At 61.2% G+C, this 23,004-nt stretch carries 15 protein-coding genes and 1 other RNA gene; 11 read left to right on the forward strand and 5 right to left on the reverse strand.

The genetic code is table 11. From position 1 onward, the window contains the following. Nucleotides 1–162: 162 nt before the first annotated feature. Complete coding sequence (locus tag AC4IHP_RS21390; RefSeq protein ID WP_007918375.1) at nucleotides 163–927, forward strand: GntR family transcriptional regulator; 765 nt, start codon at nucleotides 163–165, stop codon at nucleotides 925–927. A gap of 156 nt (nucleotides 928–1,083) precedes the next feature. Here the strand turns inward: AC4IHP_RS21390 and guaD are convergent, their stop codons facing one another. The 4 genes from guaD to xdhA all read right to left on the reverse strand — a co-directional run bounded on the left by guaD (nucleotide 1,084) and on the right by xdhA (nucleotide 7,225). Continuing rightward, the gene (gene guaD / locus AC4IHP_RS21395; RefSeq protein WP_490832684.1) at nucleotides 1,084–2,388 is read right to left on the reverse strand and encodes a guanine deaminase; all 1,305 of its coding nucleotides are present in this window, start codon (nucleotides 2,386–2,388) and stop codon (nucleotides 1,084–1,086) included. A gap of 13 nt (nucleotides 2,389–2,401) precedes the next feature. After that, the gene (gene xdhC, locus AC4IHP_RS21400; protein ID WP_073473987.1) at nucleotides 2,402–3,259 is read right to left on the reverse strand and encodes a xanthine dehydrogenase accessory protein XdhC; all 858 of its coding nucleotides are present in this window, start codon (nucleotides 3,257–3,259) and stop codon (nucleotides 2,402–2,404) included. Nucleotides 3,260–3,378: 119 nt separating this feature from the next. Then, nucleotides 3,379–5,778, reverse strand: coding sequence for a xanthine dehydrogenase molybdopterin binding subunit (gene xdhB, locus AC4IHP_RS21405; protein WP_460117803.1), 2,400 nt, complete (start codon nucleotides 5,776–5,778; stop codon nucleotides 3,379–3,381). Further along, nucleotides 5,771–7,225, reverse strand: a complete 1,455-nt coding sequence (gene xdhA / locus AC4IHP_RS21410; RefSeq protein ID WP_490832685.1) for a xanthine dehydrogenase small subunit — start codon at nucleotides 7,223–7,225, stop codon at nucleotides 5,771–5,773. The genes xdhB and xdhA overlap by 8 nt, the downstream gene beginning before the upstream one ends. 268 nt (nucleotides 7,226–7,493) lie before the next feature. Here xdhA and AC4IHP_RS21415 point away from each other — a divergent pair, with 268 nt between their 5' ends. The 8 genes from AC4IHP_RS21415 (at nucleotide 7,494) to AC4IHP_RS21450 (ending at nucleotide 19,499) form a co-directional block, all read left to right on the forward strand. Further along, nucleotides 7,494–8,153: a GntR family transcriptional regulator gene (locus AC4IHP_RS21415; protein WP_039763015.1), complete on the forward strand. Its 660-nt coding sequence runs from the start codon at nucleotides 7,494–7,496 to the stop codon at nucleotides 8,151–8,153. A 2-nt stretch (nucleotides 8,154–8,155) separates the two neighbouring features. Beyond that, nucleotides 8,156–11,644, forward strand: a complete 3,489-nt coding sequence (smc, locus tag AC4IHP_RS21420) for a chromosome segregation protein SMC (RefSeq protein ID WP_460117807.1) — start codon at nucleotides 8,156–8,158, stop codon at nucleotides 11,642–11,644. Between the two features lie 225 nt (nucleotides 11,645–11,869). Continuing rightward, complete coding sequence (zipA, locus tag AC4IHP_RS21425; protein WP_016773851.1) at nucleotides 11,870–12,733, forward strand: cell division protein ZipA; 864 nt, start codon at nucleotides 11,870–11,872, stop codon at nucleotides 12,731–12,733. 140 nt (nucleotides 12,734–12,873) lie between these two features. Then, nucleotides 12,874–15,231, forward strand: a complete 2,358-nt coding sequence (gene ligA, locus AC4IHP_RS21430; RefSeq protein WP_490832686.1) for an NAD-dependent DNA ligase LigA — start codon at nucleotides 12,874–12,876, stop codon at nucleotides 15,229–15,231. 170 nt (nucleotides 15,232–15,401) lie between these two features. Further along, nucleotides 15,402–16,565 (forward strand): zinc-binding metallopeptidase family protein, encoded by a 1,164-nt coding sequence (locus AC4IHP_RS21435; RefSeq protein ID WP_490832687.1) that lies wholly within the window; start codon nucleotides 15,402–15,404, stop codon nucleotides 16,563–16,565. A 146-nt stretch (nucleotides 16,566–16,711) separates the two neighbouring features. Next, nucleotides 16,712–16,808: signal recognition particle sRNA small type (gene ffs, locus AC4IHP_RS21440), an RNA gene on the forward strand. Between the two features lie 204 nt (nucleotides 16,809–17,012). Then, nucleotides 17,013–17,501 carry a hypothetical protein gene (locus AC4IHP_RS21445; protein ID WP_490832688.1) on the forward strand — a complete coding sequence of 163 codons (489 nt, stop codon included), beginning with the start codon at nucleotides 17,013–17,015 and terminating at the stop codon, nucleotides 17,499–17,501. A 36-nt stretch (nucleotides 17,502–17,537) separates the two neighbouring features. Further along, nucleotides 17,538–19,499 carry a hypothetical protein gene (locus AC4IHP_RS21450; RefSeq protein ID WP_460117815.1) on the forward strand — a complete coding sequence of 654 codons (1,962 nt, stop codon included), beginning with the start codon at nucleotides 17,538–17,540 and terminating at the stop codon, nucleotides 19,497–19,499. 104 nt (nucleotides 19,500–19,603) lie between these two features. Here the strand turns inward: AC4IHP_RS21450 and AC4IHP_RS21455 are convergent, their stop codons facing one another. After that, entirely contained in the window at nucleotides 19,604–20,353 is a 750-nt protein-coding gene (locus AC4IHP_RS21455; RefSeq protein ID WP_490832689.1) for a substrate-binding periplasmic protein, read from the reverse strand. A 145-nt stretch (nucleotides 20,354–20,498) separates the two neighbouring features. On the opposite strand from AC4IHP_RS21455, the gene dnaX reads away from it, so the two are divergent. Then, nucleotides 20,499–22,583: a DNA polymerase III subunit gamma/tau gene (gene dnaX, locus AC4IHP_RS21460; RefSeq protein WP_490832690.1), complete on the forward strand. Its 2,085-nt coding sequence runs from the start codon at nucleotides 20,499–20,501 to the stop codon at nucleotides 22,581–22,583. A gap of 66 nt (nucleotides 22,584–22,649) precedes the next feature. Beyond that, nucleotides 22,650–22,988, forward strand: coding sequence for a YbaB/EbfC family nucleoid-associated protein (locus tag AC4IHP_RS21465; RefSeq protein WP_003223337.1), 339 nt, complete (start codon nucleotides 22,650–22,652; stop codon nucleotides 22,986–22,988). Nucleotides 22,989–23,004 lie beyond the last annotated feature (16 nt).

Below are 23,004 nucleotides of genomic sequence, written 5' to 3' on the forward strand. Positions count from 1 at the left end.
CCACCGTTGCAATACAGCCGAAGTCGCAAACAGCCGTACAGTCGTGTTGCCACCATTCATTGTGTACAATCGCGCTGTTTTTTACGCGATACTTGCCAGCGACCTACTGTGCCGTATTACAGTCACGGTCTATTCGCCGCAGTTTTCCCGACTCGAGTGCCCATGAACGAACAGTTGCAACCCCTCAAGAAACAACCGCGAGCAGGCAAAGCCGGCCGCAGCGGAACCCAGGACGATATTGTCTACGCGCATATCTTCGAGGCCATCCTCGAACAGCGTCTGGCGCCCGGCACCAAGTTGAGCGAAGAAGCGCTGGGGGAAATCTTCGGGGTCAGCCGCACCATCATTCGCCGCGCGCTGTCGCGTCTGGCCCATGAAGGCGTGGTGCTGTTGCGGCCGAATCGTGGCGCCGTCGTCGCCAGCCCGAGTGTTGAAGAAGCGCGTCAGGTGTTTCTCGCCCGGCGTCTGGTCGAGCGGGCGATCACTGAATTGGCGGTGCAGCATGCCACGGCCGAGCAGATCGCCGAACTGCGGCAGATGGTCAATGACGAACGCGACAGCTTCTCCCGTGGCGATCGCGGCGCCGGTATTCGGCTGTCGGGCGAATTCCACCTGAAACTGGCGGAAGCGGCCATGAACGCGCCGTTGATCAGCTTCCAGCGCAGCCTGGTGTCGCAGACTTCATTGATCATCGCCCAGTACGAAAGCGGCAACCGCTCGCATTGCTCGTACGATGAACACACGCAGTTGATCGACGCAATCGAGAAACGCGACGGCGAGCTGGCGGTGAACCTGATGATGCATCACATGGATCACATCGACAGCAAGCTCAACCTCGACGAGGAAGGCGCGTCGGATGATCTGCATGCGGTGTTTTCGCATTTGTTGCAGACCAAAAAGCCGGGGCGTCCAGCGGCCAAGCTCTGATCTGAAACCGAGTCGCGGCTTTCGCGAGCAGGCTCGCTCCCACAGGGGAATGCATTTCAAAGGTGGGAGCGAGCCTGCTCGCGAAGACAACCTGACCGGCAACAAAAATCCCCCGGGGTACACACCACCGGGGGATTTTTTATGCCTTGGAAAAGCTTAGCGCTGATGCACCAAAGCACCTGCCGCATACGTCTGCTGCACCGTGCGGTCATCGCCCAGCGTCATCAGAACAAACAACGTTTCGGCAATGTTGTTGGCTTGCTTCAAGCGATAGCTCAGCAGCGGCGTAGCGTTGTAATCCAGCACCAGGAAGTCAGCATCCGAACCCGGTTGCAGGTTGCCGATCTTGTCTTCCAGGCGCAGCGCCCGCGCGCCCCCGAGGGTTGCCAGATACAGCGACTTGAACGGGCTCAACCGCGCGCCCTGCAGTTGCATGACCTTGTAGGCTTCGTTGAGGGTTTGCAGCAGCGAGAAACTGGTACCGCCGCCGACGTCGGTACCGAGGCCGACATTGAGCTTGTGCTTCTCGGCCATCGGCAGGTTGAACAGGCCGCTGCCGAGAAACAGGTTCGAGGTCGGGCAGAACGAGATCGCCGAGCCGGTTTCTGCCAGTCGCGCGCATTCTTCGTCACACAGGTGCACGCCGTGGGCGAATACCGAGCGTTCGCCGAGCAACTGGTAGTGATCGTAGACGTCGAGGTAGCCCTTGCGCTCCGGGAACAGTTCCTTGACCCACTCGATTTCCTTGAGGTTTTCGCTGATGTGGGTCTGCATGTACAGATCCGGATATTCCGTCAGCAATTGCCCGGCCAGGGTCAGTTGTTCCGGGGTGCTGGTCGGTGCGAAACGCGGCGTCACCGCATAGTGCAAGCGACCCTTGCCGTGCCAGCGCTCGATCAACGCCTTGCTGTCGACATAGCTGGATTCAGCGGTGTCGACCAGATAGTCCGGGGCATTGCGGTCCATCATCACCTTGCCGGCGATCATGCGCAGGTCGAGCTTCTCGGCCGCTTCGAAGAACGAATTGACTGACTGCGGATGCACACTGCCGAACACCAGCGCCGTGGTGGTGCCGTTGCGCAGCAGTTCCTTGATGAAAATATCCGCCACTTCGTCGGCGTGGGCCTTGTCGCCAAACTGGCTTTCGCAGGGGAAGGTGTAGGTGTTCAGCCAGTCGAGCAGTTGCTCGCCATAGGAGCCGACCATGCCGGTCTGCGGCAGGTGAATGTGTGTGTCGATGAAGCCCGGGGTGATCAGCGCGTCCTGATAATGGTTGATCTCGATATCCGCCGGCAGGGTTGGCAGCAGTTCGCTGGCGTGGCCGAGGGCACTGATCTTGCCGTCGTCGACTACCAGCAGGCCGTCCTCGAAATATTCATAGGAGGCTTCAATGCCGACTTCGGCAGGGTCGGCGATGCTGTGCAGGATGGCGGCGCGGTAGGCTTTGCGAGTCAGAGGCATGAGGGTTCTCTAATCAGTTTGAGGCTTTGAGTTTGGCGGACTGGCTGCGGCGCGAGGCGGGCAGCAATCGGGCAATCGGTTCGGCGCGGGCGCTGTGCTGGCCGAAGTTGGCGTTATAGGTAGCGATGATTTCACCGGCGATGGAGATGGCGATTTCCACAGGCAGTTTGCCTTTGACTTCGCCGATGCCCATCGGGCAGCGCATGCGCTGCACCACGCTCGGGTCGAAACCGCGATCACGCAAACGGTGTTCGAATTTGGCGCGTTTGGTTTTCGAGCCGATCAGGCCGAACCAGGTGAAATCGTTGCGCTTGAGAATCGCGGCGGTCAGCTCCAGATCGAGCTGATGATTGTGGGTCATGACGATGCAGTAGCTGCCGGCAGGCAGGTCATCGACTTCATCCACCGGCTCTTCGCTGACGATTTTACGCACGCCGTGGGGGATGTGTTCAGGGAACTCGGCCTCGCGCGAATCGATCCAGCGCACCCGGCAGGGCAGGCTGGCCAGCAGCGGCACGAGCGCGCGACCGACGTGGCCGGCACCGAACACGGCAATCTGCGCCTGGACCTGGCCCATCGGTTCGAACAGCAACACCGTGGCGCCGCCGCAGCACTGGCCGAGGCTGGCGCCGAGGCTGAAGCGCTCCAGATGGGTGTCCTGCTTGCCGCTGGCGAGCATCTCGCGGGCGATCTGCATGGCTTTGAATTCCAGATGTCCACCACCGATGGTGTCGAACAGGCGGTCGGCGCTGACGACCATTTTCGAGCCGGCGTTGCGTGGCGTCGAGCCAAGTTCTTCGATGATCGTCACCAGCACACAGGGCTCGCCCTGGTTCTGCAGGTCGGCGAGGGCGTCGATCCAGTTGTACATGTTTCACCTCGACATCTTCGTTGTCTGTGCCGGCCTCTTCGCGAGCAGGCTCGCTCCCACATTGGCAATGCATTCCAAATGTGGGAGCGAGCCTGCTCGCGAATGGCCGCGCCTCGGTCCTAGAGCGGAGCCAGCTCGGTTTCAGCTTCAACGGCTTTCACCGCTTTGAGCTGACGCATCTGCTCGCAGCCCCACAACACCCGCTCCGGCGTGGCCGGGGCGTCGATCTTCGGCTGGTGCTGATAATCACCGAGGCTCGCCACAGCGTCCTTGATCGCACACCACGCGGCGATGCCGAGCATGAATGGTGGTTCACCGACGGCTTTGGAGTGGAACACCGTGTCTTCCGGGTTCTTGCGGTTTTCCACCAGTTTCACCCGCAGATCCAGCGGCATGTCCGCCACGGCCGGGATCTTGTAGCTGGCCGGGCCATTGGTCATCAGCTTGCCCTTGTTGTTCCAGACCAGCTCTTCCATGGTCAGCCAGCCCATGCCCTGGACGAAACCGCCCTCGACCTGACCGATGTCGATCGACGGGTTCAGCGAGGCGCCGACGTCATGCAGGATGTCGGTGCGCAGCATCTTGTACTCGCCGGTCAGGGTGTCGACGATCACTTCGCAGCAGGCCGCGCCGAAAGCGAAGTAATAGAACGGACGGCCCCGCGCCTGACTGCGGTCGTAATAGATTTTCGGGGTCTTGTAGAAGCCAGTGCTCGACAGCGAGACCTGATTGAAATACGCCTGCTGGATCAGCGCTTCGAACGTCAGGATCTGCTCGCGGACCCGCACGTGGCCATTGCGGAATTCGACGTCTTCTTCGCTGACCTTGTAGTGCCGCGCGGCGAATTCGACCAAACGTTGCTTGATCGTCTGTGCTGCGTTCTGCGCGGCTTTGCCGTTCAGGTCGGCGCCGCTGGAGGCCGCAGTCGGCGAGGTGTTCGGTACTTTGTCGGTGTTGGTCGCAGTGATCTGCACACGGTCGATTTCCACCTGGAACACTTCCGCCACGACCTGCGCGACTTTGGTGTTCAGGCCCTGACCCATTTCCGTACCGCCGTGGTTCAGGTGGATGCTGCCGTCGGTGTAGATGTGGATCAGCGCACCGGCCTGGTTCAAGAAGCTCGCGGTGAAGGAAATGCCGAATTTCACCGGAGTCAGCGCCAGGCCTTTTTTCAGGATCGGGCTATTGGCGTTGTAGCGGCGGATCGCTTCGCGGCGCTCGGCGTACTGGCTGCTTTCTTCCAGTTCGGCGGTCATCTCTTCGAGCATGTTGTGCTCGACGGTCTGGTAGTAGTGGGTGACGTTGCGCTCGGTCTTGCCGTAGTAGTTGGCCTTGCGCACCGCCAGCGGATCGAGCTTGAGATGCCGGGCGATCGCATCCATCACTTCTTCGATGGCCACCATGCCTTGCGGGCCACCGAAGCCACGGTAAGCGGTGTTCGAGGCGGTGTTGGTCTTGCAGCGGTGACCGTTGATGGTCGCATCGCCGAGATAGTAGGAGTTGTCCGAGTGGAACATCGCCCGATCAACGATCGAGGCGGACAAGTCCGGCGAGCAGCCGCAGTTGCCAGCCAGCTCCATGTTGATCCCGTGCAGACGGCCGCTGCTGTCGAAACCGACGTCGTATTCAACGTAGAACGGGTGGCGCTTGCCGGTCATCAGCATGTCTTCGACGCGCGGCAGGCGCATCTTGGTCGGCTGGCCGGTCAGGTGCGCGACCACCGCGCACAGGCACGCCGGGCTCGCGGCCTGGGTTTCCTTGCCACCGAAACCACCGCCCATGCGGCGCATGTCGACGACGATCTTGTTCATCGACACGTCGAGCACTTCGGCGACCAGTTTCTGCACTTCGGTCGGGTTCTGCGTCGAGCAGTAGACGATCATCCCGCCATCTTCGGTGGGCATCACCGAGGAGATCTGCGTCTCCAGATAGAAGTGCTCCTGGCCGCCGATGTGCAGCGTGCCCTGAATGCGGTGTTCAGCCGTGGCCAGTGCCGAAGCCGAATCGCCGCGTTGATGGGTGTGGCTGTCGAGTACGAAATGGCGTTTGCGCAGGGCTTCGACGACGTCGAGCACCGGTTCGAGATCTTCGTATTCGATGATCGCCGCCATCGCTGCTTTGCGCGCGGTTTCCAGGTCTTTCGCCGCGACCGCCAGCACCGGTTGGCCGACAAACTGCACGTCATCGATGGCCAGCAGCGGATCGCCCGGCATCAGCGGGCCGATGTCTTTCAGGCCCGGCACGTCTTCGTGGGTGATGACGATGCGCACGCCTTCGAAGGCGTAGCACGGCTGCGTGTCGATGCTGAGGATTTTCGCGTGGGCGCGGTCCGACAGGCGCGCATACAGATGCAATTGGTTAGGGAATTCCAAACGGTCATCGATGTACTGCGCTTCACCGGACACGTGCTTGGCGGCGCTGTCGTGCTTGACGCTGCGGCCGACACCGGTGGTCAGGTCCTGGGCGAACAGTTCGGCCAATTCAGCTTGAGTCTTCTCTACGGCGTGATGGTTAGACATAAGCGGTCACCCGAGTCTCGATGTGCGGTGTTTGCAGTTCGATGAAGTATTTGCGCAGCAGGTTCTGCGCGCTGAGCAGGCGATATTCCTTGCTGGCGCGGAAGTCCGAGAGCGGTGTGAAATCCTCGGCCAGCGCGGCACAGGCGCGTTCGATCACGGCGTTGGTGAACGGCGCGCCTTGCAGCACGGCTTCGCAGTGCGCAGCGCGTTTCGGAATCGCCGCCATGCCGCCGAAGGCCACCCGGGCGTCGGCGATCACGCCGTTTTCCACGCGCAGATTGAAGGCAGCGCAGACGGCAGAGATGTCGTCGTCCAGGCGCTTCGACACTTTATAGGCGCGGAACAACTGCTCGGCGCTGGCGCGCGGGACGATGATTTTTTCGATGAATTCGCTTTCCTGGCGCGCGGTGACGCGATAGTCGATGAAGTAATCTTCCAGGTTCAAGGTGCGTCGGGCCTCGCCTTTGCACAACACGATCTGCGCGCCGAGGGCGATCAGCAGCGGTGGCGAGTCTCCGATCGGCGAGGCGTTGCCGATGTTGCCGCCGAGGGTGCCCTGGTTGCGGATTTGCAGCGAAGCGAAGCGGTGCAGCAGTTCGCCGAAGTCCGGATATTCGGCATTCAACGCCTCGTAACAGTCGGAGAGAGCGGTGGCGGCGCCGATTTCGATGCGGTCTGCAAAGGTTTCGATGCGCTTCATTTCGGCGACGTTGCCGACGTAGATCATCACCGGCAGAGTGCGGTGGAACTGGGTGACTTCCAGCGCCAGATCGGTGCCGCCGGCGAGCAGCCGCGCTTGTGGATAAGCGTCGTAGAGATCGGCCAGGTCAGCGACGGTCAGCGGCACCAGGCAGCGCTTGTCGCCGCTGTTGAGTTCACCGATATCGGTCGGCGCGATAGCCTTGAGGCGGGCAATGGTCTCGGCTTCGCGGGCGTCGAACTGATCCGCTGGTTTGCCGCAGCAGGATTGTTCGGCAGCGGCGAGAATAGGCCGGTAGCCAGTGCAGCGGCAGAGGTTGCCGGCGAGCGCTTCGTGAGCCTTGGCCTGATCCGGCGCATCGCTGTTCTTTTGCAGGGCGAACAACGACATCACGAAACCGGGGGTGCAGAAGCCGCACTGCGAACCGTGGCACTCGACCATGGCTTTCTGCACGCTGTGCAGTTCGCCCTTGTGCTTGAGGTCTTCGACGCTGATCAGTTGTTTGCCGTGCAAGGACGAGACGAAGGTCAGGCACGAATTGAGGCTGCGATAGCGAATGTGTTCACGGCCCGTGTCATCGGTCTGCAACTCGCCTACTACCACAGTGCAGGCGCCGCAGTCGCCGCTGGCGCAACCTTCTTTGGTGCCGGGCTTGCCCACGTGTTCGCGCAGGTAATTGAGCACAGTCAGATTCGGGTCCAGGGCGTGCTCGCTACGGAGTTCCTGGTTAAGTAAAAACTGGATCACGGAAGGCCTCGCAGACTCATTATTGTTGTTAACCGACGTGAACCGAATTTAGCAGGTCTGACTTTTCGGTCAATGGTTTTCTGACTTAAAGGTCAGGAAAATCCGTTTCGTCGATCAACAGCGTGTCTATTCAGTATTGACCTTCATCGGTCACTGCGCTTTTTTGCGGGATTCGTGCCAAAAACCGCTGAGTGGGCACTCCGCCATGACCGTGCATTTGCGCTACACTGCGCCGCTTGTGCAGATCGATAGAGTTTGAAGGACAACCATGACGTTCAAGGCGCCGGACAGCCTCGCCGAGCAAATCGCTCACCACCTCGCCGAACGCATCATTCGTGGCGAAATGAAGCCGGGAGAGCGCATCCAGGAACAGAAGGTCACGCTGGCGCTCAACGTCAGCCGCGGTTCGGTTCGCGAAGCCTTGCTGATCCTCGAGCGCCGTCACCTGATCGCGATCCTGCCGCGTCGTGGCGCCCACGTTACCGAGCTGACGCCGCACAAGGTGCAGAGCCTGTGCACGTTGATGAGCGAGCTGTACATCCTGCTCGGCAATTCCGTGGCCAACGGCTGGCAAGTGCAGTCGGACATGGCGCCGTTCGTGCAGATCCAGCAGCGCCTGACCGCCAATTACGAGCGCGGCGATATCCGCAGCTTCGTCGATGACAGCTTCGCGGTGATGCGTGCCGCCTATCCGTTCGCCAACAACCCGTACCTGCAAGAAACCGTCGAGAACCTCCAGCCGGCGATGAGCCGCGCCTACTTTCTGGCCCTCGAACAGCGCAAGGCGGAAATGAGCGAATTCCTCGAACTGTTCGAACGCTTGCTCGCCGCCGTACTCGCCCGTGATTTGCCGCAGATCCGCATCGTGCTCACGGCGTATGCCCAGCGCAGCTGCGATCTGGTGGTGTCTGCGCTGACGGTTGCCTGAGCGTGCGGCTGAAGTGCATCAAACTGGCGGGGTTCAAATCCTTCGTCGACCCGACCACGGTGAACTTCCCCAGTAACATGGCGGCGGTCGTCGGGCCGAACGGTTGCGGCAAGTCGAACATCATCGACGCCGTGCGCTGGGTGATGGGCGAAAGTTCGGCGAAGAACCTCCGTGGCGAGTCGATGACCGACGTCATCTTCAATGGCTCGACCAGCCGCAAACCGGTAAGCCAGGCGAGCATCGAACTGGTCTTCGACAACTCCGATGGCACGCTGCTAGGCGAATACGCCGCCTACGCGGAAATTTCCATCCGCCGCAAAGTCACCCGCGACAGCCAGACCACTTATTACCTCAACGGCACCAAATGCCGTCGGCGCGACATCACCGATATCTTCCTCGGCACCGGCCTCGGCCCGCGCAGCTACTCGATCATCGAACAGGGGATGATCTCCAAGCTGATCGAGTCCAAGCCCGAAGACTTGCGTAACTTCATCGAAGAAGCCGCCGGCATCTCGAAATATAAAGAGCGTCGCCGCGAGACTGAAAACCGTATCCGCCGCACCCACGAAAACCTCGCCCGCCTGACCGACTTGCGCGAAGAGCTGGAGCGCCAGCTCGAACGTCTGCACCGTCAGGCCGAGGCGGCGAAAAAGTATCAGGAACTCAAGGCCGAAGAGCGTCAGCTCAAGGCGCAACTGTCGGCGCTGCGCTGGCAGGATCTCAACGAGCAGGTTGGCCAGCGCGAGTCGATCATCGGCAACCAGGAAGTCAGTTTCGAAGCGTTGGTCGCTGAACAGCGTAACGCTGATGCGGCCATCGAACGCCTGCGCGACGGCCACCACGACCTGTCCGAGCGCTTCAATCTGGTGCAGGGCCGCTTCTATTCGGTCGGCGGTGACATCGCCCGGGTCGAGCAGAGTATTCAGCACGGCCAGCAGCGTTTGCGCCAGTTGCAGGACGATCTGAAAGAAGCCGAGCGCGCGCGTCTGGAAACCGAGTCGCACCTGGGCCACGACCGCACGTTGCTGCTGACCCTTGGCGAAGAGCTGGACATGCTCACGCCAGAACAGGAAGTCACCAGCGCCGCCGCCGAGGAAGCCGCTGCGGCCCTCGAAGAAGCCGAAACCACCATGCACGGCTGGCAGGAGCAGTGGGACGCTTTCAACCTGACCGCTGCCGAACCTCGCCGTCAGGCTGAAGTGCAACAGTCGCGGATCCAGCAGCTGGAAAGCAGCATGGAGCGCCTGGCCGACCGGCAGAAACGTCTCGCCGAAGAACGCGCGTTGCTCTCCGCCGACCCGGAAGACGCGGCAATCATGGCGCTCAACGAGCAGCTCGCCGAATCCGAAGCGACCCTGGAAGATTTGCAGACCAGCGAAGAAGCACAGGTCGAAAAACTCGAACAACTGCGTCAGGAATTACAGCAAGCGTTGACCGCGCAGCAGCAGGCGCAGGGCGATCTGCAGCGGCTCAATGGGCGTTTGGCGTCTCTGGAGGCCTTGCAGCAGGCCGCGCTCGATCCGGGCACCGGCACCGCCGAATGGTTGAAGGAACACAACCTCGCAGAGCGTCCGCGCCTGGCCGAGGGCCTTAAGGTCGAGGCCGGTTGGGAGCTGGCGGTGGAAACCGTGCTCGGCGCCGATCTGCAAGCGGTGCTGGTCGACGATTTCAGTGGCTTTGATTTGTCCGGTTTCACCCAGGGCGATCTGCGCCTGCTCAGCCCGGCCAGCGATGGCGTGCGAGTGGCGGGCAGTTTGCTGGACAAAGTCGAGGCGCAGATCGATCTGTCGCCGTGGCTTGGTCAGGTCAAACCGGTCGACAGCCTTGAGCAGGCACTGGCCTTGCGCGGCCAGTTGAGCGCCGGGCAAAGCCTGATCAGTCGCGATGGCTATTGGGTCGGTCGGCACTTCTTGCGCGTACGTCGCGCCAGCGAAGCGGAAAGCGGCATGCTCGCCCGTGGCCAGGAAATCGAAGACCTGCAACTGGAACGCGAAGAGCGCGAAGCCACGGTCGAGGCCATGGAAACCCGCCTGCAAACCTTGCGCGCGCAACAGCGCCAGCAGGAAAACGGCCGCGAACATCTGCGCCGCTTGCTGCAGGACGAAGCGCGCCAGCAAGGCGAACTGAAAGCGCAGTTGTCCGCTGGCAAAGCCAAGGCCGAACAGCTGACCTTACGCCGCACCCGTCTCGATGAAGAACTGGTCGAACTCGGCGAGCAGCGTGAGCTTGAGCACGAACAGGTCGGCGAAGCACGCATGCATTTGCAGGAAGCGCTGGACGCCATGGCGCTCGACACCGAGCAACGCGAGTTGCTGCTGGCCCAGCGCGACAGCCTGCGCGAACGTCTTGATCGCGTGCGCCAGGAAGCGCGGCAGCACAAGGATCACGCCCACCAACTGGCGGTGCGTCTCGGCTCATTGCGCGCCCAGCATGACTCCACGCGTCAGGCGTTGGAGCGTCTGGAAATGCAGGCCGAGCGTCTGACTGAAAAGCGCGAACAGTTGAGTCTGAATCTGGAGGAGGGCGAGGCGCCGCTGGAAGAGCTGCGCCTCAAGCTCGAGGAGTTGCTCGACAAGCGCATGACTGTCGATGAGGAACTCAAGACTGCGCAGATCGCCCTGGAAGACGCCGATCGGGAATTGCGCGACGCGGAAAAACGCCGCACCCAGGCCGAACAGCAATCGCAGCTGATTCGCGGCCAGCTCGAACAGCAACGCATGGAATGGCAAGCCCTGACCGTGCGCCGCAAGGCTTTGCAGGATCAATTGCTTGAGGACGGCTACGATCTCAACGGCGTGCTCGCGACATTGACTGCCCAAGCCAGTGAACGCGAAGCCGAAGAAGAACTCGAACGCATCAACGCGCGCATTCAGCGCCTGGGTGCGATCAACCTCGCGGCCATCGACGAATACACGCAACAATCGGAGCGTAAACGTTATCTGGATGCGCAGGACGCCGATCTGGTCGAAGCGCTGGAGACTCTGGAAAACGTCATCCGCAAGATCGACAAGGAAACCCGCAACCGTTTCAAAGATACCTTTGATCAGATCAACGGCGGATTACAGGCACTTTTTCCGAAAGTTTTCGGTGGCGGGCGCGCGTATTTGGAACTGACGGGCGAAGATCTACTCGATACAGGGGTAACGATCATGGCGCAGCCGCCCGGGAAGAAGAACAGCACCATCCATTTGCTCTCCGGCGGCGAAAAAGCCCTGACTGCTCTGGCCCTGGTTTTTGCCATCTTCAAGTTGAACCCGGCGCCGTTCTGCATGCTCGATGAGGTTGACGCGCCACTGGATGACGCTAACGTTGGACGCTACGCACGCCTGGTCAAAGAGATGTCGCAGACCGTGCAGTTCATCTACATCACCCACAACAAGATCGCCATGGAAATGGCCGAGCAGTTGATGGGCGTGACCATGCATGAACCGGGTTGTTCGCGATTGGTGGCGGTGGATGTCGAGGAGGCGATGGCGATGGTGGACGCCTAGCGGCGCAGCTGCAAGTGACAAGCTCCAAGCTGCAAGTGGACGGCTTGTGGCTTGGAGCTTAAAGCTTGTAGCTGCGAAGCCTTTGATCGTGCTAGTTTAATGTCAATTTTTCGTATACGTGGGCAAAACGCCTGTCAGAACATAGAGTTGGCGCCACGTTTTAAAGCGGTTTACGCAGTGTAAACCCCTTATTTTTCAGCATTTTTTATAGAGGCACGGGATTACATGGAAATCGGTCTGCGCGAGTGGCTGATCGTCATCGGCATCATTGTGATAGCCGGTATTCTTTTCGATGGCTGGCGCCGTATGCGCGGCGGCAAGGGAAAGCTGAAATTCCGTCTCGACCGGAGCCTGTCCAATCTGCCGGACGAGGACACCAGCGCCGAGCTGTTGGGCCCGGCCCGCGTTCTGGATACGCACAAAGAGCCGCAACTGGACGAGCACGATCTGCCGTCGGTGAGCATGCCCAACCGCGAAGCCCGCGAGCCGCGTGAATCCGGTTCGAAGCGTGGCAAGCGTGGCAGCAACGGCCCGGCGCAGGGCGACTTGAACCTCGATCTGGATCTGGACGGCGGCCCGAGCTTCAGCAGCCGCGATGACGATTTCGCCGAAGACAGCAAGCCTGCAGCGGCCGTGGCGGAAAAAGATCAGCCGCAAGCCGAAGAAGTCCTGGTGATCAGCGTGATCTGCCGCGACCCGGCCGGCTTCAAGGGCCCGGCGCTGCTGCAGAACATTCTCGAAAGCGGCCTGCGTTTCGGCGAGATGGATATTTTCCACCGCCACGAAAGCATGGCTGGCAACGGCGAAGTGCTGTTCTCCATGGCCAACGCGGTCAAGCCGGGTATCTTTGATCTGGACGATATCGACCATTTCAGCACCCCAGCGGTGAGCTTCTTCCTCGGTCTGCCTGGCCCGCGTCATCCGAAGCAGGCCTTCGACGTGATGGTCGCGGCAGCGCGCAAGCTGTCCCAGGAACTGAACGGCGAACTGAAAGACGATCAGCGCAGCGTGCTGACCGCGCAGACGATCGAGCACTACCGTCAGCGTATCGTCGAATTCGAACGCCGCGCCCTGACCCAGAAGCGCTAAGGGCAAGATCAAAAAATCGCAGCCTTCGGCCTGTAGGGGCTGACGAGTGCAACGAGGCTGCGATCTTTTGGCCGCACCGCCGATAATGGAATAAAACTGGAGCAGCCTCGGCTGCTCTTTTGCTTTATGAGAGAACACCCATGACCGCCGCCAAAAACCGCATTCTAGAGCTGCGCGCTGAGCTGGATCAGCACAACTATCGCTATCACGTTCTCGACGAGCCGAGCATTCCGGATGCCGAGTACGACCGCTTGTTTCATGAGCTCAAGGCACTGGAAGCGGCCAACCCGGAACTGATCACCAGCGATTCGCCGACCCAGCGCGTCGGCAGCATGGCGCTGACTGCGTTCACTCAGGTGCGGCATGAAATCCCCATGCTCAGCCTCGGCAACGCCTTCGAAGAATCCGACATGCGCGAATTCGATCGCCGCGTCAACGAAGGCCTCGACGTGCCGGCCGGCGATCTGTTTGGTGGCGGCGCGGCGGTGGAATACAGCTGCGAGCCGAAGCTCGATGGCCTGGCGGTCAGCCTGCTGTATCAGGATGGTTTGCTGGTGCGCGGCGCCACGCGGGGCGATGGCACCACCGGCGAAGACATCAGCGTCAACGTGCGCACCGTGCGCAATATTCCGCTGAAGCTGCACGGCGAAGGCTGGCCGGCGACGCTGGAAGTGCGCGGTGAAGTGTTCATGTCCAAGGCCGGTTTCGAGCGCCTCAATGCTTCGCAACTGGAAATCGGCGGCAAGACCTTCGCCAACCCGCGCAACGCGGCAGCAGGTAGCCTGCGCCAGCTCGATTCGAAGATCACCGCCAACCGGCCGCTGGAATTCTGTTGCTACGGCATTGGCCAGGTGTCCCACGATATTGCCGACACCCATATCGGCAACCTCAAGCAGTTGCAGAAGTGGGGCATGCCGATCAGTCATGAACTGAAGCTGGCCAAGGGCATTGACGAATGCCTGGAGTATTACCGCGACATCGGCGCGCGCCGTGAGTCGCTGGCCTATGAAATCGACGGTGTGGTGTTCAAGGTCAACAGCATCGCCGACCAGCGTGAACTGGGCTTCCGTGCCCGCGAGCCGCGCTGGGCGATCGCGCACAAATTCCCGGCGATGGAAGAACTCACCGAGCTGCTCGACGTGGAATTCCAGGTCGGCCGCACCGGTGCGGTGACTCCGGTGGCGCGTCTGAAGCCGGTGAAGGTCGCCGGCGTCACCGTGGCCAACGCCACATTGCACAACATGGACGAAGTGGCGCGGCTGGGCCTGATGATCGGCGACACGGTGATCATCCGCCGCGCCGGTGATGTGATTCCGCAAGTGGTGCAGGTAGTCACCGAGCGTCGCCCCGATGACGCGCGCCCGGTGGCCATTCCAGAAAGCTGCCCGGTGTGCGGCTCCCACGTAGAGCGCACGCAACTGGTCAAGCGCAGCAAGGGCAAGGAAACCTTCAGCGAAGGCGCGGTGTACCGCTGCGTCGGCCGACTGGCCTGTGGCGCGCAATTGAAGCAGGCGATCATCCACTTTGTTTCGCGTCGGGCCATGGATATCGAAGGCTTGGGCGACAAGAGCGTCGAGCAGCTGGTTGACGAGGGTCTGGTCAGTTCGCCGGCCGATCTCTATGCGCTGAAGTTCGACGACATCGTCGACCTGGAAGGCTTTGCCGAGGTGTCGAGCAACAAGCTGCTTAAGGCCATCGAAGACAGCAAGCGACCGAGCCTGGCACGCTTCATCTACGCCCTCGGCATTCCCGATGTCGGCGAAGAGACGGCGAAAGTGCTGGCGCGTTCGCTGGGTTCACTGGAGCGCGTGCAACAGGCCTTGCCGCATGTGCTGACCTACCTGCCGGACGTCGGCCTGGAAGTGGCGCACGAGATTCACAGTTTCTTTGAGGATGCGCACAACCAGCAGGTCATCACCGAACTGCTCGGCCATGGTCTGCAGATTCAGGATCAGGGCGAACTGGGTGCCGAATTCGCCGCCAGCACTACGCTGGGCGGCTTGCTCGACAAACTGCACATTCCGTTCGTCGGCCCCGGTGGTGCGCAGAAACTCGCCGACCGCTTTGGCTCGCTGGAAGCGGTGATGAATGCTGACTGGCTGGATATGCGTCAGGCGCTGCCGGAGAAACAGGCCAACTCGGTGCGGGATTTCTTCCAATCTGCTGAAAACCGGAAGCTTGCGGAAGATTCTGAGCGGCAGCTGCGCGATTTCGGCATGCACTGGCAGAGCGAGAAGAAAGTTGTCGAAGGTCTGCCATTGTCCGGCGAAACCTGGGTGCTGACCGGCAAGGTCGAACTGATGAGCCGAGACGTGGCCAAGGATCATCTGGAAAGCCTCGGGGCGAAAGTCGCAGGATCGGTATCGGCGAAGACCCATTGCGTAGTCGCCGGGCCCGGTGCCGGCTCGAAACTGACCAAGGCCAATGAACTGGGTGTGAAGGTCATGGACGAAGAAGCGTTTATCGCCTTCCTCAAAACCCACGGCATCGCCGTTTAAGATCAAAAGATCGCAGCCTGCGGCAGCTCCTACAGGGCTAGTGTCTAGCACATTGATCTCCTGTAGGAGCTGCCGCAGGCTGCGATCTTTTGATTTATCCCAAGCTAAGCGCGGGAACGATGTTGTCATGGGAATGATCTAGTCTTGGCCAGTCCCAGGGAGAGATCGCCATGCACCGTTTTTTCGAGCAGCTCAGTTCCCGCATCATCGCGCCGTTCGTGGCCGGATCCTCGCGCAACAGCAAAGTCTGGCCGTGCCGTTGCGGTCAGTCGCTGTTTTTTCGCAACAGTCAGTGTCTGGCCTGTAACGCCTTGCTTGGCTATCAACCCGAACAAAGTCGCCTGACCTCGCTGCAGCCGGGGCCGGAGGAGGATACCTGGACACTCGACGTCGATCCCGACGCCGGTCTGTTCCGCCGTTGCGCCAACCTCGACATGCCCGCCGCGTGCAACTGGCTGCTGCCGGCCAACGATCACGACACCCTGTGCATCGCTTGCAGCCTCAACCGCACCATTCCCGACCTGTCCGTCGCGGAAAACCCCGAACGCTGGCGCAAGGTCGAAATCGCCAAGCGCAGACTGGTCGCGCAACTGATCACCCTCGGCTTGCCGGTCATCCCGAAAACCAAGGATGAAGAAACCGGGCTGGCGTTCGACTTCATCGGTGTCGACCTTGAAGGCAACGCGCCGATGACCGGCCATGCGAATGGCCTGATCACCCTCGATATCAAAGAGGCCGACGATGCGCATCGTGAGCAGGTCAGGGCGGCGATGCACGAACCTTACCGCACGCTGCTCGGACATTTTCGCCATGAGGTCGGCCACTACTACTGGGATCGCCTTATCGCCAACGGCCCTTGGCTGGACGCGTTCCGTAACCTGTTCGGCGACGAACGCGCGAGTTACGCCGAGGCGCTGGACCGGCATTACCAGCAAGGCGCACCGCTGGACTGGCCGCAGCACTACGTCAGCGCCTACGCGACCATGCACCCGTGGGAAGACTGGGCGGAAACCTGGGCGCATTACCTGCACATGATGGACGCAGTGGATACCGCGCTGGGCTTGGGCATGAGCGCGCGGGAAATGGACTTCGACTATCAGCCGTTTCCGACCAGCAGCCTGTACGACCCGGAGCACCCCGGCGGCACGGCATTCCTGTCGTTCGTCAATGCCTGGATCGAACTGGCCGGCATGCTCAACGAACTGTCGCGCAGCATGGGCCAGCCGGATTTCTACCCGTTCGTACTGCCGGCAGCGGCGATCGCCAAGCTGCACTTCATTCATCTGGTAATCCAACAGGCGGGCGGTCGTGCAGACGAAGTCCTGGCCCTGTAGGAGCTGCCGCAGGCTGCGATCTTTTGCCGTCGCCGCATGTCCTTGAACCTGTTGGTATTTTTTATCTGCAACCAACGGTTGTAACTTCATCTCAGACAGGTACAATGGCGCGGCTCGCCGACAGGCAAGCGTCGTTATGGTGACCCCATCGGTCCCCCCGCAACGATTACCCGTGAACCTGGTCAGATCCGGAAGGAAGCAGCCACAGCGGGAACATTGTGTGCCGGGGTGTGGCTGGTGGGGGCACCACCTTAACGAAACAGCGAAGGCTTCAAAGAGAACTGCATGGGTTTCGCCCACTGCGGTTTTTTTATGCCTGCGATTTGGTTTGGGCGTTGATCCGCCATCAGAAACGCGCGGACCAGCAGCGCCTCGTCCCGGTGCCCGTGCGGCTGTCGACAGCGAACAGTGGCATACTCCTCCGCTTGGCAACGAGAGGTAAGGCAAGTGGGTGAAATTGACGATCTGACCCGGGAAAAGCTGCGCGAATGGCAGTTACGTCGTCTGGAAGTCAAAGCGCAGATGCAGGATCAGCCCGAGCGTACGCTGGAGCTGTCGCGAGTGCTCGACCTGATGGATGAGGAGCACGCCGCGATTCTGGCGGCTTCGACCCTGTTCAACGCGGCGCAAGACACTGCGCAGCCGGTCGCGGTGCAGGACCAGCCCGCAATCGCAGAATCGCTGGCCGGCCAGTACGACCTGCAACTGCATGCCACCGCTCAAAGCCCTGAACACCTGCGCAAACTGCTCGAAATGGCGCTCTACGAAGTGCAGGCGCAGATCGATGCAGGCCCGCTGGCTGGCGGTGCAGATCGACGCGGCATGTCCGGCACGCTGGGCGGCTACTCCTTCGAGCTGCGGATCAGCCCCGAGGCCGGCAGCGAGCGAAACTTGCCGCAGTCCCATGAAATGCACAACGAGAATGACCAGGACTGATCTGGTGATGTGTCAATGCCCAGGCGGCGAGGTTGTATGCACCCGGAACATTTTGATTTGGCCACACCGGTACTTCTGCCGATCACACATGATGCGTGCACGGCGTTGTTGCAGCCCGACGGTGACGCGGCACTGGCCAACCTGAGCGACCCGGAGCTGGCGGCGGTGCTGGTTATCCAGAACCTCGCCCAGGCCACGGAACAGGACTTGAGCGCCAGCGCGGCGGAGAAGATTCTCGCCAGACTCATTGACTGGTCTGTCACCTCTCGGTGCACTGGATCAGCGGGACTGCTTGCAGAGGCGCGGCGCTTGTTCGATTCGCGCAAATTGTACTTCGGCCTCAACACGCTCAAGAGTCTGAACTTGCGGTTTCTCATGGCCGATGAAGTCACAGCGCAGCAATACCTGTTGCCCGATGGGCAATGGGATGTCGATTTCAAGATTCGCCATCAGAAACAGAACAACCCGTTCCGCCAGCAGATGGTCAGTCCCCGCGAGCGCGAGCACTGGTTGAGCGCGGCGCAGGACAAGCTGCTGCGGACCTTCCGCGCCAACCTCGACGAAGACCTGCATGTGCAGGGTTATGCGGGGATCGGCAAGAGCTACATGCTCAGCGCGCTGATCGAGTGCCTGCGCTCGAAACGCACCCTGGTATTGGCGCGCACCCCGGCGAAACTGGCGACGTTGCGCAAGCACATCGTGCAGGTGCATGACACGGAAATTGGCCAGACCTTTTTCGAATTTGCCCAGGCGCAGTTGCTTGGCCCGCGCCTGCATGTGGCCAAGGCCCAGAGTCGGCTTCCGAGCAAGCAGGCGCTGGCGCAGGAACTGAATATGTTCGGCTTTCGCCACCACGACGGGCCGGGCACTCTCGAGGTTTGCCTGCGCGTGCTGGAGCTGTACTGCGCCTCTAGAGATCACACACTTTCCGCCAGGCATTTGCCGCACTTCCAGCAGCCCTTGACCGGTGCAGACTCGCAAGCGCTGCTGGAGTACTCCAGTCGCCTGTGGGTGTATCTGGAGGCCAATCCGGCCTGGGCCAGCCAGAGCGGTTTTCAGACGTTGTTGATGATCAAGCGCGCCAGTCTCGCCGGTTGCCGCGTCCCGCCGCGCTACACCCATGTGATCATCGACGAGAGCCAGGATGTACCGGCGTCGCTGCTGCAAATCATCGAGCGCGGGCAGCAGGTGCTGATCACCCTCGGCGATGAATATCAGCAGGCCAAGGGCGAGCCGCTCAAGCGCAAGCGTGAAGTTCGCCAGAGCGATATCTGCTATTCGGTGCGCTCGGGGCGCAATGTCGAGCGCCTGGTCAATCCGCTGATCTCGCGCCACACGCAAAAGAGCAAAGTGCCGTTCGAAGGTGCTCGTCACGCCGACGTCGATATCGAGTACTACCCGGAAGCTTTCATACCGCCCGAAGGTTGCGTGGTGCTGACCGCGTCACCGTGGGACACGATGATGTGGGCCATCCACCTGCACGACTCCAGTTGCGCCTTCAGTTTTCCCGACAGGGAAGCGCAGGACGACATCAAGCATTTCATGACCACCGCCATTGAGCTGTTCCGTCGTGATTTCTATAACGCCGGGTCCAGCGAGAAAGGACCGCACCCGTATTTCAGCGACATGGCTGATTGGCAGCAGGTGCGCGCCGCCAACCAGTTCGATGAAGCCTTTTTGTGGATCGAAGCACAGTTGCAAAACGGCTTCATGATTGCCGACCTGACGCGACTGAGCCAGAAGATCATCGAGCCGGGCAAGGCCTGTCTGTTGATGATGGCGGAGCAGGCCGGCGGGATGGAGTTCAGGCGCGTGCTGTTGACGCGGGCGTTGCTCAGTAACGAGAAGTTCAAGGACGCCTACGAGTTCGATCAGCGCATCTGTGCCGTATACATCGCCATTTCCCGCGCGCGACAGCAGCTCTACCTGCCTTACGACGTGGTCGAGTGGATCGACTTTCACGATTATCAGAAATTCCGCGAATCGCACGGCTATTGACCGGCCAACCCTGGGGGAGCGAGCCTGCTCGCGAAAACGTCGGCGTGTTCAACAACGGTGTCGCCTGACATACCGCTTTCGCGAGCAGGCTCGCTCCCAGGGGGTTAGGGTGTGGTTGAAGAGGTGCCGGTGTACAACCGGATAATGTCGTCGATCTCGCCCGACATCTTCATCCGCAGCAACGTGCGCAAAATCCGCTGCACCGGCACCTTTGGATCATTCCTCACGTAGCAGCCGATATTCTGTTCCTGCAGCACCGCGACCCTTTGCAGCTGCTGCTCCGGCAACAGGCGCTGGTTGATCCAGTCCAGCGTCCACTGATTGCTCACCGCATAGCGATAGCGTCCGGCGAGGAGCTTTTCCAGCACCTGTTCCTGATTGCGCGCGTCTTCGCGTTGCAACCGGTCGGCGTCGAACAGCGGTTGCAGGGTAGGGTAGCTGTAACCGAGGACGGTGCCGATGGCCTGGCGCGGCAGCTGGGCGGGATTGATCTGCGCCGGTTGTCCCTTGCGGCTGATCAGCAGGTCGCGCTGGAACCACAACGGCACGCTCCAGATGTAATCGCCGGACTGATTCGGCAGCCACGACTGCGCGGCATAGCAGCGCACATCGATGTCGCCATGCTCCATCGCAGTTTGGACCCGCGCGCGCGGCAGGACGATGAATTGCGCCGGTGCGCCAACCTGGGTCGCCAGACTGAGCAAGACGTCGTGCAGGATGCCCTGGGTCGGTCTGCCGCCTTGCAGTTGCACCATCGGCATCGCCCAACTGTCCGGCACGGCGAAGCGCAACGGCGCTTGCGCGGCCATCGCGTTGAGGCTGATACCCAGCAATGCCGCCACGGCCCACCGCATAGACGCTCCGGTAATTCCTCGTCCCGAGCTGATAAAAGCCTCTGCTGATGCAGCTTAGCCATATTAGACGAGGACACCGGATGCAATTTTGCCCTTGCTCCGCTAGCATTAGCCGCTTCTGCTTCCTTCGCTGCGACGGTTTTCGATGAGTTATCAGGTTCTTGCACGTAAATGGCGTCCACGCTCGTTCCGCGAAATGGTCGGCCAGACCCATGTGCTCAAGGCTCTGATCAATGCCTTGGACAGCCAACGGCTGCACCACGCCTACCTGTTCACCGGGACGCGCGGGGTCGGCAAGACCACCATCGCGCGGATCATTGCCAAGTGCCTGAACTGCGAGACAGGTATCACTTCCAGCCCCTGCGGCGAGTGTTCGGTATGCCGCGAGATCGATGAAGGCCGTTTTGTCGACCTGATCGAGATCGACGCCGCCAGCCGCACCAAGGTCGAAGACACCCGCGAACTGCTCGATAACGTGCAGTACGCGCCAAGCCGTGGGCGCTTCAAGGTCTACCTGATCGACGAAGTGCACATGCTTTCCAGCCATTCCTTCAATGCGCTGCTGAAAACCCTCGAAGAGCCGCCGCCCTACGTCAAGTTCATCCTGGCGACCACCGATCCGCAGAAACTTCCGGCAACGATTCTTTCGCGCTGCCTGCAGTTCTCCCTGAAGAACATGACGCCCGAGCGTGTAGTCGAGCATTTGACCCACGTTTTGACGGCTGAAAACGTCCCGTTCGAAGACGATGCACTGTGGCTGCTCGGTCGCGCGGCTGACGGCTCGATGCGTGACGCCATGAGCCTGACCGATCAGGCCATCGCGTTCGGTGAAGGCAAGGTCCTCGCTACCGACGTGCGCGCGATGCTCGGCACGCTGGATCACGGTCAGGTCTATGACGTGCTGCATGCGCTGATCGAAGGCGACGCCAAGGCGCTGCTCGAAGCCGTGCGGCATCTGGCCGAGCAAGGTCCGGACTGGAACGGCGTGCTCTCGGAAATTCTCAACGTGCTGCACCGCGTGGCCATCGCTCAGGCGTTGCCGGAAGGGGTCGACAATGGCCACGGCGACCGTGACCGCGTGTTGGCTTTGGCCCAGGCGCTGCCGGCCGAAGATGTGCAGTTCTATTACCAGATGGGCCTGATTGGTCGTCGCGATTTGCCGCTGGCGCCGGACCCGCGCGGCGGTTTCGAAATGGTCTTGCTGCGGATGCTCGCGTTCCGCCCGGCGGATACGGCGGACGCGCCGAGGCAACCGCTAAAGCCAGTGGGGATCAGCCAGGCCACAGTTGATTCCGTAAACTCAGTGGCTGCCGCGCCGAAGCCTGCGCCGGTGGTCGCTGCCGTTGTTGCGCCCACACCTGCGCCCGCACCGGTAGCGGCGCCGGCTGCCGAGCCAGAACCTGTTGCGCCGGTTGTCGAAGCGCAACCGCAGCCTGAGCCAGTCGCCGTCGAAGCCGTGGTCGATCTGCCGTGGAACGACCCGGTTGAGGCCGAGCCCGAGCCGGCGCCGGTACAGCAACCCGCCGTCGAGCCGGTGCTGGAAACCGCCGGCGAGCAGCCTGAACTGCCGCCGATGCCGCTGCCGACCCCGGACAGCGTGGTGCCGGATGCGCCGGAGTGGGCCGCTGCGCCAATTCCCGAGCCGTCCGTTGCCGACGTCGATGCCGCTACGCCGGGCATGGACATGGACGACGAACCGCCGCTGGATGAAGACTACATCGAGCCGGACATGGATTCGGCCTACAGCTACCTCGACGAACTGGCCAGCGAGCACGCCGCCGATCCCGAACCTGAGCCCGAGCCGGAACCTGCCGCCGCACCGGCCACCGGTCTGGCCCTGCAATGGCTGGAGCTGTTCCCGAAACTGCCGATTTCCGGCATGACCGGCAGTATCGCCGCCAACTGCACATTGATTGCGGTCGATGGTGATCATTGGCTGATGCACCTGGATCCGGCCCACAGCGCCCTGTTCAACGCCACGCAGCAGCGCCGCCTAAACGATGCGTTGAACCAGTTCCACGGGCGCACGCTGACGTTGACCATCGAGCTGATCAAGCCCGAGCAGGAAACCCCGGCTCAGGCTGCCTCGCGCCGCCGCGCCAATCGTCAGCGCGAGGCCGAGGAGTCGATCCACGGTGATCCGTTCATCCAGCAGATGGTTCAGCAGTTCGGCGCGGTGGTGCGAAGCGATACTATTGAACCTGTCGACGCCTTGGTCACCCAAGGCTAATAACTGAAGGTGCTCGGCTTCGATGGCCGGGCGCTGTTTTATCCAAGTACGTTTGAGGTGATTCCCATGATGAAAGGTGGCATGGCCGGCCTGATGAAGCAGGCGCAGCAGATGCAGGAAAAAATGGCCAAGATGCAGGAAGAACTGGCCAACGCCGAAGTCACCGGCAAGGCCGGCGGCGACATGGTCACCGTGGTGATGACCGGTCGTCACGACGTGAAAAGCGTGAGCATCGACCCAAGCCTGGTCGAAGGCCTGAGCGAAGACGACAAAGAGATGCTGGAAGCCGTGGTCGCTGCCGCCGTCAACGACGCCGTGCGCAAGATCGAAGCCAACAGCCAGGAAAAAATGGGCAGCATGACCGCCGGCATGAACCTGCCAGCGGGTATGAAACTGCCATTCTGATTCGCCATTGGGCGGC

Source organism: Pseudomonas sp. UF-293 (genome assembly GCF_058245595.1).